The sequence below is a fragment of the Neobacillus novalis NBRC 102450 genome, from assembly GCF_001591805.1.
GTDB classification, from domain to species: Bacteria; Bacillota; Bacilli; order Bacillales; family Cytobacillaceae; genus Neobacillus; species Neobacillus novalis.
In genome coordinates this window covers 26,933-42,120 of record NZ_BCVP01000028.1, presented here as the reverse complement: position 1 = coordinate 42,120, position 15,188 = coordinate 26,933, and the positions used below count along the sequence as shown (strand labels likewise).

The window sequence follows — 15,188 nt, the reverse complement described above, 5'->3', positions numbered from 1 at the left end:
TTAATCCTCCGTTTTCTCTGGATTTATTTTTGTTTGTTTAACTCTTCTTGAGCCTTCTTGATAATTTCGTTCATGTCGCCTTTTGAATCATTCGGCACTTTACGTACATCGAAATTCAAACCAGCTTCTTTTAACTTTTTAAAAGTATTTATATCATCTTGGTTAAAGGCCAATACCTTATTCGGTTGAACTTTACCAGGTGAGTGTGCCATAGAACCAACGTTGATTGTCTTCAACGGAACGCCGCCTTCTACCGCTCTAAGCACATCTTGCGGGTTTTCGAAAAGAAGTAACGCGCGCTGGCCGCCGAAATGTTGATCATCTTTTGCAAGATCAATCATTTTATTAACAGGAACAACGTGTGCCTTTACACCCGGAGGAGCAGCCTGTTGGATCAATTTCTTACGAAGGTCATCCTTAGCTACTGCATCAGATACCACGATGATACGTGTAGGCTGTGTCGTTTTTGTCCATGCAGTTGCTACTTGTCCATGAAGAAGTCGTGAGTCGATACGTGCTAACACGTATTCAAATTTACCAGGAGCACCTGCATTTGATGGCCCTTCAGCTGCAGTAACAGAAGTAGCTGCTGCTGGTTCTAATTGTTCAGGTCTTACTTTAACTCCTTCTTTAGCTGTGCCCAAAATATGGGCGGCAATTTCATGGGCTGTGTTCATTGAGAAGCGCGATGCAAAAGCTTCAATCAGCATCGGTAAGTTCATACCAGCAACGATTGCCCATTTGTCATTGTGTTCTTCAAACAAGCTGTTGGCTTGATTGAAAGGAGTTCCACCCCAAAGATCGACTAAGAATAATACTTCGTCTTGGTTGTCGAAAGAAGCAATTGCTTCTTTTATTTTTGCCTTTACATCATCAGGTCCTTCGCTCGGCATCAATGTAACAGCTTTAACATTTTCTTGTTTTCCAAAGATCATCTCTCCAGATTGCAAGATACCATTGGAAAATTCACCGTGACTTGCAATGATAATTCCTACCATCTTTTTACCTCCTATTATTATTTTTTCAGCTCATCTAAAGCGGTTACAGTTTCAACAAAACAATAAAAAAAGCATGAGCAAAAAGTAGATTGAATGAAGATATAGGTATAGAATTACCCTTAATCCTTCATATCAATCAATACTTTTCACTCATGCCTGATCGGATCAGTAACACGTAAAAAATAATAGCGATTTAAATTTATTTTGCAAACGCTGTAAATAGAGTGTTAAATAAACAGCATCTGCGTCACTTCAATGAGCTTCCACGATAATTATAGCACACTAATTATTCCTCTTACAAGAGGAGAAAAATTTATTTATCGTAAACAAATTTTCGGAATTGTCCCAACAAAAAAAAGACAAGCTCCAACCTGTCTTGTATGTAAAGCTATTACTTTTTAAATTTACTCTTCAAGCCGCGTTTGATAACATCCAAGAAACTTAATGATTGGACCATCTGATTCGGATCAACGTATTCACGAATTGTTCGCAAAACTTTTTTCTGCTCTTTTGAAGAAAATGTATACTTCCCATTTCGTTTAGTTTGGATAGCATACCGTGGGATCCATTTCCCTTTGAACATGACTGAAGCGATCACGTACTCAACTTCTACCCAAGGAATTTGAATAAACTTACGAGCATCACGATTATTGAAGAATTCAAATCCTTTGTCTCCAATCATGATTTTACCATAATCTGAAATTCCCATATGTGAGGTTGCATCAATAACTAAATCGACTTTTGTATTGATTGATTGGACCATTTGATGTACTCCATTTCTTTCTTATAATAATAATTATTATACGCGTTTTTTCATTTCACGCAAAAAATACTTGGGACAAGTTCGGGCATTATCCTCAAAATTATAACAGACCGATTAAGTATCCGACAATATCGACTAAGAATAGACCTAAGATAATAATGAATACTCTGGCTGACAATAATTCTAAGAAGAAAAGAGACATTGGGGTCAGGCATCTTGATTAAATTATATAGAACGTACTGAATCAAATGCTTATATTACCTTAATACATCCGTAATAAATATCATCGTTAACAAACCAATAACAAAGGAAAAAGTTGCTGATCTTTCATTACCATCGCCGTGACTTTCTGGAATCAATTCTTTGTAGACAACAAACATCATAGAACCGGCGGCAAATGCTAATCCATACGGAATAATATCTAAATGTTGGTCGCTTATTTGCAGACCAATAAATGAGGAAACCAATTCTATTCCCGCAGTAAAAGCAGTATATAAGAGTGCTTGTACCTTTGGGATTTGATTCGTTATTAAAAATAGGCAAACTAAGAATCCTTCGGGTATGTTTTGAAGACCAATGGAAAAAGAAACGAGGGAGCCTAAATCGTCTAGTTGACTAGCATAGCTGATTCCTACTGACATGCCTTCAGGTATATTATGTATCGCCATTGCAGCGATTAAGAGAAGAGGATTGGTTTTCTGGTTAGCGTGGACCGAGTGATCCATCTCTAAATGTGGTAAACTAATCTCTAATAATGTAAGTGTCGTAGTTCCTAGTAAAATTCCAATCACCAAAACAAACATATTAGATAACTTTAACGTTGAAGGGATTAAAGCATAGGTAGAAGCTGCTACCATGATTCCAGCACTATAGGCTAATAAATTATCCTTAATACGATGTGTTACATTGCTTAATAATAAAGCGGGCATCGCACCTAAGATTGTCCCTAACGCACTAATGAGTATTCCTAAATTAACTGCCACGAGTATCCACCTTTAATTAGCTTTTTAGCATTATATGTAAGGGGATTGTATTGCAGAATAAAGAACAACGGAAATCCCTATTTTTCAATAAGGATTTCCTCCATGGTACAGTTACAGGTCTAATTTTTTAAGAGTCTTAAGCCATTCAATATAACTAAAATGGTACTTCCCTCATGTCCAATCACACCTAGCGGCAAATCCAAAACTTGAAGGAAATTTGAGGATATTAAAACCATGATAACTAAAATAGAAAAACAGATATTTTGTTTAATGATTCTGTTCATTTTCTTTGAAAGTTGAATCGCTTGCGGAATCTTTAAAAGCTCATTCTTCATCAGAACCACATCCGCAGTTTCTAATGCTACATCCGTCCCTTCTCCCATTGCTATCCCTATACTTGCAGTTGCTAGAGCAGGCGCATCATTCACACCATCTCCAACCATTGCTACAACCTTATATTTCTTTTTCAATTCCTTTACCTTCTCAACCTTGTTTTCCGGCAGACAATCTGAAATATAGTCGCTTAACTTAATATCTTTTGCGATTGCTCTAGCTGTTTTTTCATTATCTCCAGTAATCATAACCGTTGCAAGATCAAGAGAATTTAAATCTTGTAACGCTTTCTTAGCATCAGAACGAAGAATATCTTTTAATGCCACTAAAGCAATTACCTTTTCATTTTTTTGAATATAAACCATTGTTTTCCCTTTTTCAGTCATGTCAACAAGAGGCGCACCAAATATTTCGGAATCCTTCTCTAAATTTACAAATTCGGCTTTACCAATTTTCCATATATCTCCTTGTATTATAGCTTCAATACCGAAGCCTAAAACATCTGTTATTCCTTCTATTTCAACCAAGTCCACATTACCTTTTACAACATGACGAACGATTGCTTTGGCAAGCGGGTGGTTTGAATGGCATTCAATGGAAGCTGCCATTTGTTTGATTTCTCTTTCATTTTCCTCCTCAACGACAATAAAATCTGTTACTTCAGGAGTTCCTCTTGTAATAGTCCCTGTTTTATCAAAGGCAATAGCTTTTAATGACCCCAAATTTTCCAGGTGGACTCCACCCTTAAATAATATCCCATTCCTGGCACCATTTGATATCGCAGAAAGGGTTGCTGGCATAATCGATGCTACCAATGCACATGGTGAGGATACAACCAAAAGGACCATCGCCCGGTAAAAAGTTTCCTGCCATGACCAGCTGAATAAAAAGTGAGGTAAAATCATCATTAGCGCGACCACCGATAACACCACTTTTACATAAGTGCCTTCAAACCTTTCAATAAATAACTGTGAAGGCGACTTCTCACTTTGAGCCGTTTGTACAAGATTAATAATTTTTTGAAAAATGGTGTCAACACTCAGCTTCGTTACTTGAATGGACATAGAACCAGTTATATTCACTGTACCAGCAAAAACTTCATCGCTGATATTTTTTTGGATGGGCATGGACTCTCCCGTAATTGCAGATTCATCAATGGCACTTCCTCCTTTAACCACCACTCCGTCGGCTGGAACTCGTTCACCCGGTTTTACAAAGATCACATTTCCAATTTCCAGTTCAGAAACATCCACTTTTCTTTGCTCTCCATTTGATACAAGAAAGGCTTCTTCTGGCTGCAATTCCATAAGAGAGGATATTTCTTTGTTACTTCTATTCATCGTATAAGTCTCCAACGCTCCACTAAGCGCAAAAATAAATATTAGGATTGCTCCTTCCGTCCAATATCCTATAATGGCTGATCCTACAGCAGCGATGAACATGAGCAATTCAACATTTAATTCTTTCTCCTTAATGGTCGCCTCCAAGCCTTCCTTTGCTTTTGCAAATCCTCCGATACAAAACGCCATGATATATAGGGTGATGGATGCAGTATTTATTTCTGCCTTGTTCAACAGCCAGCCGCCAAAAATCAGGAGACCGCTTAGGATTGCAGCCATTAATTCTCCATGCTCTTTCATCTTACCTTTCATCCGGCTTTCCATAGCTTTAGTCTGCACCACTTGATTAGTGGCAATTTTAGCTTCTGAACTCATGTATCTCACTCCTAATTGATAATAATATTCAAAATCACTGACCTTAAAAATGCGCGAAAGCTGCCATCCGTATGGCAGCTTTCAAAATATTAATAGTTTTTTAGTTTCCTAACCACCGGAATTGTTTTCAACAGCTAACTCGGATGCATTTTCTGTTGTCCTTTTCTTCTTTCTACTCCCCTTATTCTTCATTTTTATTTAAATTTCCCTTATGAACAAATGTTGCCCAAGGGAAAGTTTGAGGGTAAAAAAATTTACCTATATCTGATTATGATCCCTCTCTTTCTGCTAATTTTATTGGTGGTGATTTGATTTAGATTTGTTAACGATTAAACGATATTCTTCTTCCTTAATTGCACCTAACAGTTTACAAAGATAGGCACTAACTACAATTTTCTTTTTAATTCGTTTAGATTGATACATGTAAATCAACTCGCTTTATTTGTATTTTATTCATCATTTTCAAAATGTTTCCTTAGACCAATAAAAATTTATACTATAAAATTTATTTCCTGGAGCCAACTTTTTTTACATCATTGTATTAATTACCAGCAATTTTGAAGGAAATATTTTTTTCCTTCCCCTTTTACTAATGATTAAAATCCCATTGGTTATTTTCCGTAAATTCAGTATTATGGATAATAACATTTTACCTCATGCAACTTTTTAAGTCTAGGTAAAAAAAGGAGGTTAGTGTAAATTTTTTTCGACAAAGGAAATGCTGGTGTTACAACATGGTTGAAGGCATATCAACTCTATAGGTTTCTTTTGGACTTAAATACAGGTGGAAGTAGAATTAGATGAGTTTATGGATAGATAAGGACTTGAAGATAATGAAGAGAAAAGAAAAGTGTATCTTCATCTTACAAACCATAGTAGAAGAAATACCTCGAACAAATTCAGCAATTTGGTTCGAGGCATTAGAAAAAATAAAACCTTGAAGGCATAGTTACCTTCACACTACATAGGCTTCCTGAACCTTGTTAGGAAATCTTATTACATATGAGCAGCCCAATTTTTTGTCGATTTCTACCCAAAATTTGTAGATATTTCCCGGGAATTTGTTGAAATTTGAAAAATAGTGATTTCTTTTAACTGATTGGGGTCGCTGGTAGATTTTCAAATGTATAAGGTATCGTAATTTCCGTTTCATTGGTTGCTTCTAATCTTTCTTTGTTGATACACAAGGTTTTTAGCTGTATCGTCTAAGGTTTTGTACATATCGGGTAACGCTATAAAAGTCCCGATGAATTGCAAGGCATATCACCCTGCGATACGACCATCATCTAAACCCTATCTTCTATAAACTTTAACATATCGTACCTTATTTTTTTGCAAAAAAACTTCCCACAAGGTTAAAACCCGTGAGAAGCTTGAATTGTATCCTTTAGTAAAGAGTCAGTTAAGCGACTAAAGAATAATATGATTTTCGTGATATAAAAAGTAATCAGCTCTAATGAGTGATTTCACCACTATTTAATAAATGACCCTCCAATTATGATTTACGGTTGCTTTTACTACTTTATTTTCAAGTATATAGTTTGCTATGATTTCTGAAATATCTGTTTGGATCTCTTTAATAACCGGTTTGTTTTGATACATAAGATAATTCCCGCCGCCACTTGCACGATAGTTATTCATAACAACGTCATAATCTTTTTCCGGTTCAACCGGTTTGCCTTTGCACTCCAGCTTTACTATTCTTTCACCAATGGGCTTCGAGATATCAATCAAATATTCAATCCCTTCCCACATATCATAATTGTAATGTTGCGGTTTTGGTGTAATAAATGAAGGATTTACTTTTATTTCCTCACCGTCAAATTGTTCAAAATAAGAGGCTGACTGCTCCAATGCATCCTTCATATCTTGTCCCGTAATACGGATTACCTTTAAGGTATTCGGATAGATATAGTTTGAAACAACTGCTCTCATTGTTACATTCTCGGGAAACCCCTGTGATAGGATATCAAATATGGCTGTATTTGAGATATCAGCTCCCGTAACCTCCATTTGGACACGGTTGATAAATTCTACTAGCGTATTATCCTTTGTTCTAATTTCCATTGGATCTCGAAAAATCATATCTCCTTCGATTTTTCCAATCGGTTGATCCAACCATTCCTGTGTAACGTCTTCGTACATCTTCACCTTTTCCAGTAAGCTGATATCTTCTTCGACAGCAGTTATGGATAGCAATTCAGAGGATTTTTGCACACATTTCCAGCTAGGTTCATCCTTTTCTAGCTGTAAAGTTACTTTTCCTAAGGCACTCCCATCTTTTCCAGGCTGAACAACGATCACTCCATTAATCCTGTTTCCAGCAATTTGACGATGCTGGTGACCTGTTAATAGCACGTCAATACCTTCTACTTCCATACAAATTTGGTATCCTTGATTTTCACCTGTCAATGTTTCAGTTGGCTCTCCAGTTTCTAAATCTCGTTCAAACCCACCATGGTAGGAAACCACGACAATATCTACTTTTTCATCATCCTTTAATAGCTTAACCCACTTTTTGGCCGTTACAACAGCATCCTCAAATCTCAACCCTTCAATATGCTGAGGCTGTTCCCAGTTAGGTATATACTGGGTTGTTAAGCCAAGAATGCCCACTTTTAGGTCTCCTAACTTTTTTACTATATAAGGTTTTCCAAAGTAGGGTTCACCCGTTTCTTTACTAACAATATTAGCTGAAAGCCAAGGAAACTTAGATTCATTGACAGCCGAAGCTAAGATGTCTTTACCATAATTGAATTCATGATTTCCAAAAACAGCCGCATCATAATTCAATTCATTTGCTAACATAATCATTGGATTGGGCCGATCGCCTTGGATTTTGGCATAGTGATAGGTTAAAGGAGTTCCTTGAATTAAATCACCATTGTCAATCAATAATACATGCGGGTTTTTTACTCTCTCCTTTTTGATTAAAGAAGCAATTTTACCTAAACCAACATCGGATGATTGATTACTGCCATAGTTAATCGGGAAAATGTTGCCGTGTACATCACTTGTTTCAAGGATGACAAGATCCATTTTTTCCATTTGTGAACTCCTCTCCTTAATTTGCAGTTATTTGATGATCTTTTAAAACATAATCTACACCATAATCCACTAGCATTTGCATTCCGGATTTAGGTTTTAACCTTTCTGGATTAAAGCTGTGTAATGGAATTAAGATTTTTGGATTGATTCGATCTACGATATATTTTAAATGCGAAGGAATAGCATGTCCCCCTGCACCAATATAGACATAGTCGACTTTCAATTTCGTTAAGATTTTCTTTAGATTTTCATAAGCGGGATCAAAGTCCCCCAAAGGCACACCGTTTGAATGGATGTATATCCCCTCACTAACATTTATATCAAATAACTCGAGGACATTTTCATACGTATTTTGCAAATAATATTCACCAGGACTATTATTAATCATTTCTGCACGAATTGTGTCATGCTTATTGAACAAATTCAATTTCCATTCTGGTAATGTTCCTGCTTGTTCTTCAAATATTGTTTCAATTGACTTATAAACTAGAAAGTCATGCTCATTTGTTAACTTGTCTAGTAAATAAGCGGTCTCTGGTTCAAAAACAGCTTTCCTAGAAGAGTCTTGTGCTGCTTTTATTATTCCGGTTAACCGATCAAGATTTCGATGATAAACGTTAAATATTCCCAAACCTTTGGTCTCTTTTAGCCTGTCACTCATTTTTTCAGGAATATTTCCTTCTGTTGTCATCCCCTCAGGAATGATAGGATTCCCCATAATTGCCTCTCTCATTTCTTCCACACTGCCCAATGTGGTTCCTTCCATGATCATGGCATCTAAACCAAGTCGATTTACTTCATTAATAAAATGGTCTATTTGTTCTGGGTGTTTCCCATGCATTCTGAGGTCTCCCGTATAAAGAATGACTCCATCTGGTGTTTGGATATGGTAAGCACATGCCCCGAGAATATCATGGTCAACCTGTATAGGAGTAATCTTGATTTCTCCTATTGAGAAAGATACACCATAGTCACAGAATTGATAATCACGGATACCCGGAACCCCTTCCCCTATCACTTCTAATGCTTGATAAAGTTCATGGCTTTCTTTCGTTACATACACAGGAATGGAAGGAGCAATTAATCCCATTGCACCAATATGATCAAGGTGTAAATGAGAAATGATAACAGCCGTTTCTTGACCATATTCTTCCGCTGGGATAAGGTCTCGCTGGTAGGAACCCAGGCTCTCGGCTGCGTATAAGCCATCAATAGGTGGAATCAAATTTAGTCTGAGGTTATCACGCACCATCCCACGAGAACGTCTTTTTATTTGCCCATCGAAAATATTCGTTGCCGGATCATACGTAAGACCAAAGTCAAAAATAACACGAGAATTTTTGTATTCTACAGATACAACTGTTCCACCAATCGTTTTCAAGCCGCCCCAAAATCTTATATTGGTATGATGTAAATCTTTTGTCATTTAATTTTTCACCTCGTAAAATATTTTCAACGATTGAACTGTCTATTTTAAAGAAGAAGGGAACCATTGACTGGCCCCCATTTCTTCTTTTTTCTATTTATTTATTAGCCTTGTCTAAAGCATCTTGAGTATTCTTTGCAGCATCTTGGAGTCCTTGATCAACTGATTTTTTCCCAACTAATACTGCTTGAATTTCAGTAGAATACGCTGATTTCATTGCAAATGCACCGTCAAGATGCGGGAAGAAGTAACCAGCATCAAATTGTTTTTCTGCAGCAGCGTATTTTGGATTTTCTTCAATATATTTTAACCATACAGGGTCTTTTAAAGCTGATTCACGAACTGGTACATATCCAGTGTTTTGAGCCCAATAAATAGTCTGGTCTTTACTAGCAAGGAATTTCATAAACTCCCAAGCCGCAAGTTTCTGTTGATCGTCTGCTGAATTGAACGTCACTAAATTTGTACCTTGGAATTGTGTAGATGCTTTCTCGCCTGCAGGAAGTGGAGCTGTTGCCCAATTAATTTTACCTTTCGCTCCAGCTTCTACGAAAGAGATTCCTGCTGATGATCCGATATACATTGCTACATCACCACGGCTAAATGGATCAGACATATAGTTATCTTCACCAGCTAGTCTTGCAATCTTTTTATCGTTAACCATATCATTTAAGAAAGTAAGTGCCTTTTTACCCTCTTCAGAATCGAAGGTAACCTTTTTGTTGTCAACATCTACAAATTGGCCGCCGGCTTGTTGTACCCAAGTTGGGAAATTGAGACCAATTGCATTTTCAAAGCCCATCCCAATTACATTTCCCTTTGTTAGTGTTTGAGCGGCATTTCCAAGTTCTGCCCAAGTAGTTGGAGCTTTTAAATTATTTTCATTAAACATATCTGTATTATAGTAAAGAACTTCTGTACTTTTATTAAAAGGAACACCGTAGAATTTATTATTCCAACTATTCTCATCCCGGAATACTTGTACAATATCATTAAGTTCGGAATCAGACCAACCTACTGTTTTATTTTGAATATATGGGGTTAAATCCGTGATTAAATCGTTATTAATATAATCCTGCATCCAGTCTTCATATGCTTGTGCCATTACAGGTGAAGTATGTGATTTAGCTGCAGCCATTAACTTTTTGTTTAAATCATCATATGTCCCTTGATTGACCAGTTTAACAGTGATGTTTGATTGTGAATCATTAAATTTTTGTGTCATCGTTTGTAACGTCTTTTCTAAGTTACCGGTCATGGCATGCCAAAATTCAATGGTTACAGGCTTATCAATTTTCGTTGGGATATCTGCCGTTTTTTGCTTTTCAGGACTAGATGGTTTCGTTGCATTTGAACAGGCAGCAAGACTAATAGCCAACAAACAAACGAATAGAACATGTACGATTTTTTTCATGGTGTCTAACCTCCAATTTTTTATAAAAAATATGATAATAGCGTTTTATTTAAAACAGGATCACTTAGTGACAATCACCCCCTTCAATATTTTTTGAATTAACCCTTAATTCCCGCTCTAGCAACACCTTCAATGATATATTTTTGTAAAACGATATACAGAATAATCATTGGTAAGATAATCATCGATGACGCTGCCATTAATAATTCATATTTCGTACCGGTATCTGTACTAAATGCGATTAATCCCACTGGTAAAGTTCGCATATTTTCAGAACTCGTAACGATTAAGGGCCACATAAAAGCGTTCCAGCTGCCAATAGCTTTAAGGATGGCAATCGTTATTAATGCTGGTTTTGCCAGGGGAACCATAACAGACCAAAGAAAACGAAAATCACTGCAGCCATCGATTTTTGCAGCAAAAGAAAGTTCCTTTGGAATCGAGAGGAAAAATTGCCGCAATAAAAAGATGGAAAAAACACTTGCTAACCAAGGAACGATTAATGCCTGGTAATGATCAATCCATCCTAAATTCGATAAGGTGACAAAATTAGGAATCAGTAAGACTTCACCAGGGACCATCATGGTTCCAAGCAGTATAGAAAAAATAATATCGCGGCCATAAAAATTAATTCTTGAAAAAGCATAGGCAGCGAGAATTGTAGTGATTAGCTCACCTATAGTACTTGCGATGAGAACTATCACACTATTAACCGAATACACAGCAAAAGGAGCTGAGAACCACGCTTTTATATAATTGCCCCATTGAATATCAGTAGGAATCCACTTTGGAGGCATAATCATCACTTCGTTTGCTGCTTTTAAGGAGGTACTTATCATCCATATAAAAGGCAAGAGCATCAATAGGCTGCCTAGGATTAACAATAGATAAATAAAACCTTTAGAAAGTGCTTCTTTTTGCAATATTCTCCCCCCTTGTGTTAATAATTTACTTTCTTCTTACCAACATAAAGTTGAATTAGAGTAAAAATAAAAATAATAAATAGCAAGACATAGGCCGCTGCTGAGGCAACCCCAAAGTTCCATTCTCCGTAAAACTTATTATAAATATAGTAAACAATCGTCTCCGCACTTCCTGCAGGGCCTGGTTGTCCACCAAAGAGAGCAAAGACTTCATCAAACACTTTAAAGGAGTTGATAATGGAAACAATCGAAATAAAAAATGTTGTCGACGATAGTAATGGGACCGTAATATTCTTAAATCGTTCCCAAGCCCCTGCCCCATCGATTCTAGCGGCTAAATAGTATTGCTTATCAATATTTTGTAATCCTGATAAGAAAATAATGATATTGTAGCCAAGACCTTTCCATATCGCTAAAATAATCAGGGAAGGCATGGCCCAATCAGGGTCGGATAACCATTTAATCGGTGATATCCCCAAAAAACCAAGGGCATAATTCAGCACACCGTATTGGCTGTGAAAAATCCAGCGCCAAACAATTGATACTGCTACGACAGATGTAACAAACGGGATGAAGTAAATGGTACGAAACAACCCGCGAAACTTTATTTTTTGATTTAAAAATGTAGCAATGACCAATGAGATAATAATAGACAGCGGAACAACGCCGATGACAAAAATCATCGTATTTTGTATCGATTTCCAAAATTCAGGATCCTGGAAAATAAATGTATAGTTATCCAATCCTCTTGCAAAAACAAGGTCTTTAAAATAGTCATAATCCGTATAAAAACTCATAAAAAAGGACTTTATAATGGGATAAAAACTAAAAGTTCCAATGATTAGCAATGCAGGAATAAGATAAAGAATCGCCTTCATTGTTTTTTTCATTGTTGGTTTATCATTCAAAATAAGTACCTCCTATCCTTTTAATGCAGCAAGTTTTGACCATTACTCCTATCAAATAAATGAGTACGTCCAGGACGAATAGCTAATTTAACCCTTTCTCCTTGATTGACCTTTACATCCGGAGAAACAATGGCACGCAGGTTTGTTTGTCCCAATCTTGCATACAATAAATTATCTCTTCCAATTCGCTCAACCATCATGACCTCTACTGTGATCCCCGCTTTTGCTAAATCGGATTCAATGTAAAAGTCTTCTGGTCTAACACCAAGCTCCAATTTACTATTACTATCTACATAACTTTTTACAAGTGAATCTAATTGATAGGTATCCTCCGTATCGGGTAAAACAATCGTTTGCAAATCATTGCCGAGTTTAACCGATAATAAATTTATCGGGGGATTCCCCATAAATTGAGCGACAAACTGATTTTCAGGATAGTCATACATATCTTGCGGAGGACTAAATTGCTGTCCTTTTCCATCCTTCATTAATAAAACTTTATCTGAAATACTCATGGCTTCTTCTTGATCATGAGTAACAAAAATGGTTGTAATTCCAACTTCTTGTTGAATACGTCTAATTTCTTCTCTCATTTCTAAACGCAGTCTGGCATCTAAATTGGACAACGGCTCATCTAACAGGAGGAGTTTTGGCTTTTTAACCAAAGCTCGAGCAATTGCCACACGTTGCTGCTGTCCACCTGATAATTGACTTGGCTTACGATCTAATAAGTGATCGATTTGAACGAGGGCGGCCATTTCTCTAGCTCTTTCTTCTGCTTCCTTTTTTGGTACTTTCGCCATTTTTAACGGGAACATGATATTCTTGAGAACGGTCAAATGAGGATATAGTGCGTAGTTCTGAAACACCATTCCAATTTCGCGGTTTTCTGGTTCCACTTTATTTACGAGACGTTCGCCAAAATATAATTCACCTTCGGTTGGTTGATAAAGGCCTGCTAACATAAACAAAGTAGTACTTTTTCCACATCCGCTTGGCCCTAATAAAGAAACAAGCGTACCTTCTTCAATCGTCACATTTAAACGATCAACAGCGGTAACATTATCAAATCTCATGGTGATATCTCTTAGCTGTATTTTCAAAAGGATGCCTCCTCGTGTTTAGTTTTGTTTACTCCCTAATAGTACCGAAGATTTATTAAGTATTTGTGAATTTAATATTCAGATTACATGAATACTATGGTATAATAAAATCTTGACCGTTTACCTAAAATTAAAAAACATGATAAATCATTGGTCTGTTTTTTAACATATAGGTTGTTATTACCTTGCACAAGAAATGAAAAAAGAGGCTTCTCATAAGTTCAGTGAACTTATGAGAAGCCTCAATTAACATCCTCAATGACATTGGGGTCAGTTCCCCTTCCTATTAAGAAGAGGATAAACCGCCGAAAACCTTCTGGATTCATCATCTTTAGCCTTATTGCTTTTTCTAATACAAAAAGCACCTCATTTTTATTGTTCCGCAGATTGTTTGTGACTATTGTTAGCATCCCTACCCGTTAGAACAAATTTATTTAAGGCTTTCGTTTAATTCAATTAATGAACTAGCTATTCGCGATTTTCAGGGTTGTTCTTGCTCTTTTTTAAGTCATCCTGCACGCTTTTGTCCCATAGTTTGACTCCTGAATTGTATGAAGCCCTGCCAATAAGATGGCCTGCAACAGGCGTAGTCAAGAAAAAGAAAACAATTCCTAGTAATATTCTTGAATTAAAATGATGATTTATAAAATAAAAATATAGAAACGTTCCAAGCAAAATAGACATGATACCAAGCGCCGATGCTTTAGATGCTGCATGGTTCCTTGTGTAAACATCTGGAAGCCTGATGACTCCCAAAGCAGCAACAAGGTTTAGAAATGCTCCAACCATAATAAAAAAAATAATAATTAGTTTAACGATCTCGATCATTTTCAATCACTTCTCCCTTCTCTAAGAATTTAGAAAAGGCGACAGTTCCAATGAAGGCGAGAATGCCAATCAGTAAAATAACATCAAGAAAAGCATTTGTATCAAGTACAATAGATATGAGTGCAGTCAGGGCCACTAAATTGATCCCAAGTGCATCAAGTGCAATCACTCGATCAGGAATTGTTGGACCAATAATTGCTCTGTAAATAAACCCTAACATCGCGAGTGCGATAAATAAAATTGCAATCAAGATCGCTGTATGAAACATTATCGTCCCACCTCCATGATTGCTTTTTCAAAAGTATTTTTTATCGAATCAATCGATTCCTTTTTAGTATTAATATCCATAGCATGAACATACAGGATTTTGTTATCAGGTGATACGTCAATGACTAATGTTCCAGGTGTTAAGGTGATTAGATTGGCGAGAATTGTTATTTCCCAATCCTTTTCCAGAACAGTCGGATAGGCAAATATACCTGGATTCATATCAAGCTTAGGTTTTAATACCGTTTTTACCACGGCTATATTTGATAGTATCAGTTCTCTTACAAAAATATAAATAAGATTAAACACGGCAATCACATTTAAAAGATAAAACCGTGAATGGAAAAATCTCCTGAAAGCAAAGATAATGAGAAGGCCGAAAAGGTATCCTTTCAAAAAGGCAACAGGTTCAAATGTTACCGTTAGTAACATCCACATAAAACCTAGGAACACGTTTAATAATAGTTGAAATGCCATTC

13 protein-coding genes are annotated in these 15,188 nt (G+C 36.5%); all 13 read right to left on the bottom strand.

The annotated features are described in order from the left end of the window. Positions 1–23: 23 nt before the first annotated feature. The 13 genes from BANVL01_RS19805 to BANVL01_RS19745 all read right to left on the bottom strand — a co-directional run bounded on the left by BANVL01_RS19805 (position 24) and on the right by BANVL01_RS19745 (position 15,186). Complete coding sequence (locus BANVL01_RS19805; protein WP_066095386.1) at positions 24–998, bottom strand: mannose/fructose/sorbose PTS transporter subunit IIA; 975 nt, start codon at positions 996–998, stop codon at positions 24–26. Between the two features lie 391 nt (positions 999–1,389). Continuing rightward, positions 1,390–1,761 (bottom strand): DUF956 family protein, encoded by a 372-nt coding sequence (locus BANVL01_RS19800; RefSeq protein WP_066095381.1) that lies wholly within the window; start codon positions 1,759–1,761, stop codon positions 1,390–1,392. Between the two features lie 257 nt (positions 1,762–2,018). Next, complete coding sequence (locus BANVL01_RS19795; protein ID WP_047771483.1) at positions 2,019–2,690, bottom strand: ZIP family metal transporter; 672 nt, start codon at positions 2,688–2,690, stop codon at positions 2,019–2,021. Positions 2,691–2,863: 173 nt separating this feature from the next. Then, entirely contained in the window at positions 2,864–4,792 is a 1,929-nt protein-coding gene (locus BANVL01_RS19790; RefSeq protein ID WP_066095376.1) for a heavy metal translocating P-type ATPase, read from the bottom strand. Between the two features lie 1,476 nt (positions 4,793–6,268). Beyond that, positions 6,269–7,840: a bifunctional metallophosphatase/5'-nucleotidase gene (locus BANVL01_RS19785; protein ID WP_066095373.1), complete on the bottom strand. Its 1,572-nt coding sequence runs from the start codon at positions 7,838–7,840 to the stop codon at positions 6,269–6,271. Positions 7,841–7,856: 16 nt separating this feature from the next. Next, positions 7,857–9,266 carry an MBL fold metallo-hydrolase gene (locus BANVL01_RS19780; protein WP_066095370.1) on the bottom strand — a complete coding sequence of 470 codons (1,410 nt, stop codon included), beginning with the start codon at positions 9,264–9,266 and terminating at the stop codon, positions 7,857–7,859. A 97-nt stretch (positions 9,267–9,363) separates the two neighbouring features. After that, on the bottom strand, positions 9,364–10,680 hold the full coding sequence (locus BANVL01_RS19775; protein WP_066095367.1) for an ABC transporter substrate-binding protein: 1,317 nt from the start codon (positions 10,678–10,680) through the stop codon (positions 9,364–9,366). Between the two features lie 98 nt (positions 10,681–10,778). Next, positions 10,779–11,603: a carbohydrate ABC transporter permease gene (locus tag BANVL01_RS19770; protein ID WP_156482372.1), complete on the bottom strand. Its 825-nt coding sequence runs from the start codon at positions 11,601–11,603 to the stop codon at positions 10,779–10,781. 17 nt (positions 11,604–11,620) lie between these two features. After that, a complete protein-coding gene (locus BANVL01_RS19765; protein ID WP_066095364.1) occupies positions 11,621–12,511 on the bottom strand; it encodes a carbohydrate ABC transporter permease in 891 nt (296 codons plus the stop codon). Between the two features lie 20 nt (positions 12,512–12,531). Next, entirely contained in the window at positions 12,532–13,614 is a 1,083-nt protein-coding gene (locus tag BANVL01_RS19760; RefSeq protein ID WP_066095362.1) for an ABC transporter ATP-binding protein, read from the bottom strand. A 468-nt stretch (positions 13,615–14,082) separates the two neighbouring features. Further along, a complete protein-coding gene (mnhG, locus tag BANVL01_RS19755; RefSeq protein ID WP_066095361.1) occupies positions 14,083–14,442 on the bottom strand; it encodes a monovalent cation/H(+) antiporter subunit G in 360 nt (119 codons plus the stop codon). Further along, positions 14,426–14,662: a Na(+)/H(+) antiporter subunit F1 gene (locus BANVL01_RS19750; RefSeq protein ID WP_425311871.1), complete on the bottom strand. Its 237-nt coding sequence runs from the start codon at positions 14,660–14,662 to the stop codon at positions 14,426–14,428. Before BANVL01_RS19750 ends, mnhG begins: the two co-directional genes overlap by 17 nt. A 47-nt stretch (positions 14,663–14,709) precedes the next feature. Then, entirely contained in the window at positions 14,710–15,186 is a 477-nt protein-coding gene (locus BANVL01_RS19745) for a Na+/H+ antiporter subunit E (RefSeq protein ID WP_066095356.1), read from the bottom strand. Positions 15,187–15,188 lie beyond the last annotated feature (2 nt).

Excerpts from the sequence above, each read along its gene's own strand:
- BANVL01_RS19805 (WP_066095386.1), bottom strand. The coding sequence starts at position 998 with ATGGTAGGAATTATCATTGCAAGTCACGGTGAATTTTCCAATGGTATC.
- BANVL01_RS19800 (WP_066095381.1), bottom strand. The coding sequence starts at position 1,761 with ATGGTCCAATCAATCAATACAAAAGTCGATTTAGTTATTGATGCAACC.
- BANVL01_RS19795 (WP_047771483.1), bottom strand. The coding sequence starts at position 2,690 with ATGCCCGCTTTATTATTAAGCAATGTAACACATCGTATTAAGGATAAT.
- BANVL01_RS19790 (WP_066095376.1), bottom strand. The coding sequence starts at position 4,792 with ATGAGTTCAGAAGCTAAAATTGCCACTAATCAAGTGGTGCAGACTAAA.
- BANVL01_RS19785 (WP_066095373.1), bottom strand. The coding sequence starts at position 7,840 with ATGGAAAAAATGGATCTTGTCATCCTTGAAACAAGTGATGTACACGGC.
- BANVL01_RS19780 (WP_066095370.1), bottom strand. The coding sequence starts at position 9,266 with ATGACAAAAGATTTACATCATACCAATATAAGATTTTGGGGCGGCTTG.
- BANVL01_RS19775 (WP_066095367.1), bottom strand. The coding sequence starts at position 10,680 with ATGAAAAAAATCGTACATGTTCTATTCGTTTGTTTGTTGGCTATTAGT.
- mnhG (WP_066095361.1), bottom strand. The coding sequence starts at position 14,442 with ATGATCGAGATCGTTAAACTAATTATTATTTTTTTTATTATGGTTGGA.
- BANVL01_RS19750 (WP_425311871.1), bottom strand. The coding sequence starts at position 14,662 with ATGTTAGGGTTTATTTACAGAGCAATTATTGGTCCAACAATTCCTGAT.
- BANVL01_RS19745 (WP_066095356.1), bottom strand. The coding sequence starts at position 15,186 with ATGGCATTTCAACTATTATTAAACGTGTTCCTAGGTTTTATGTGGATG.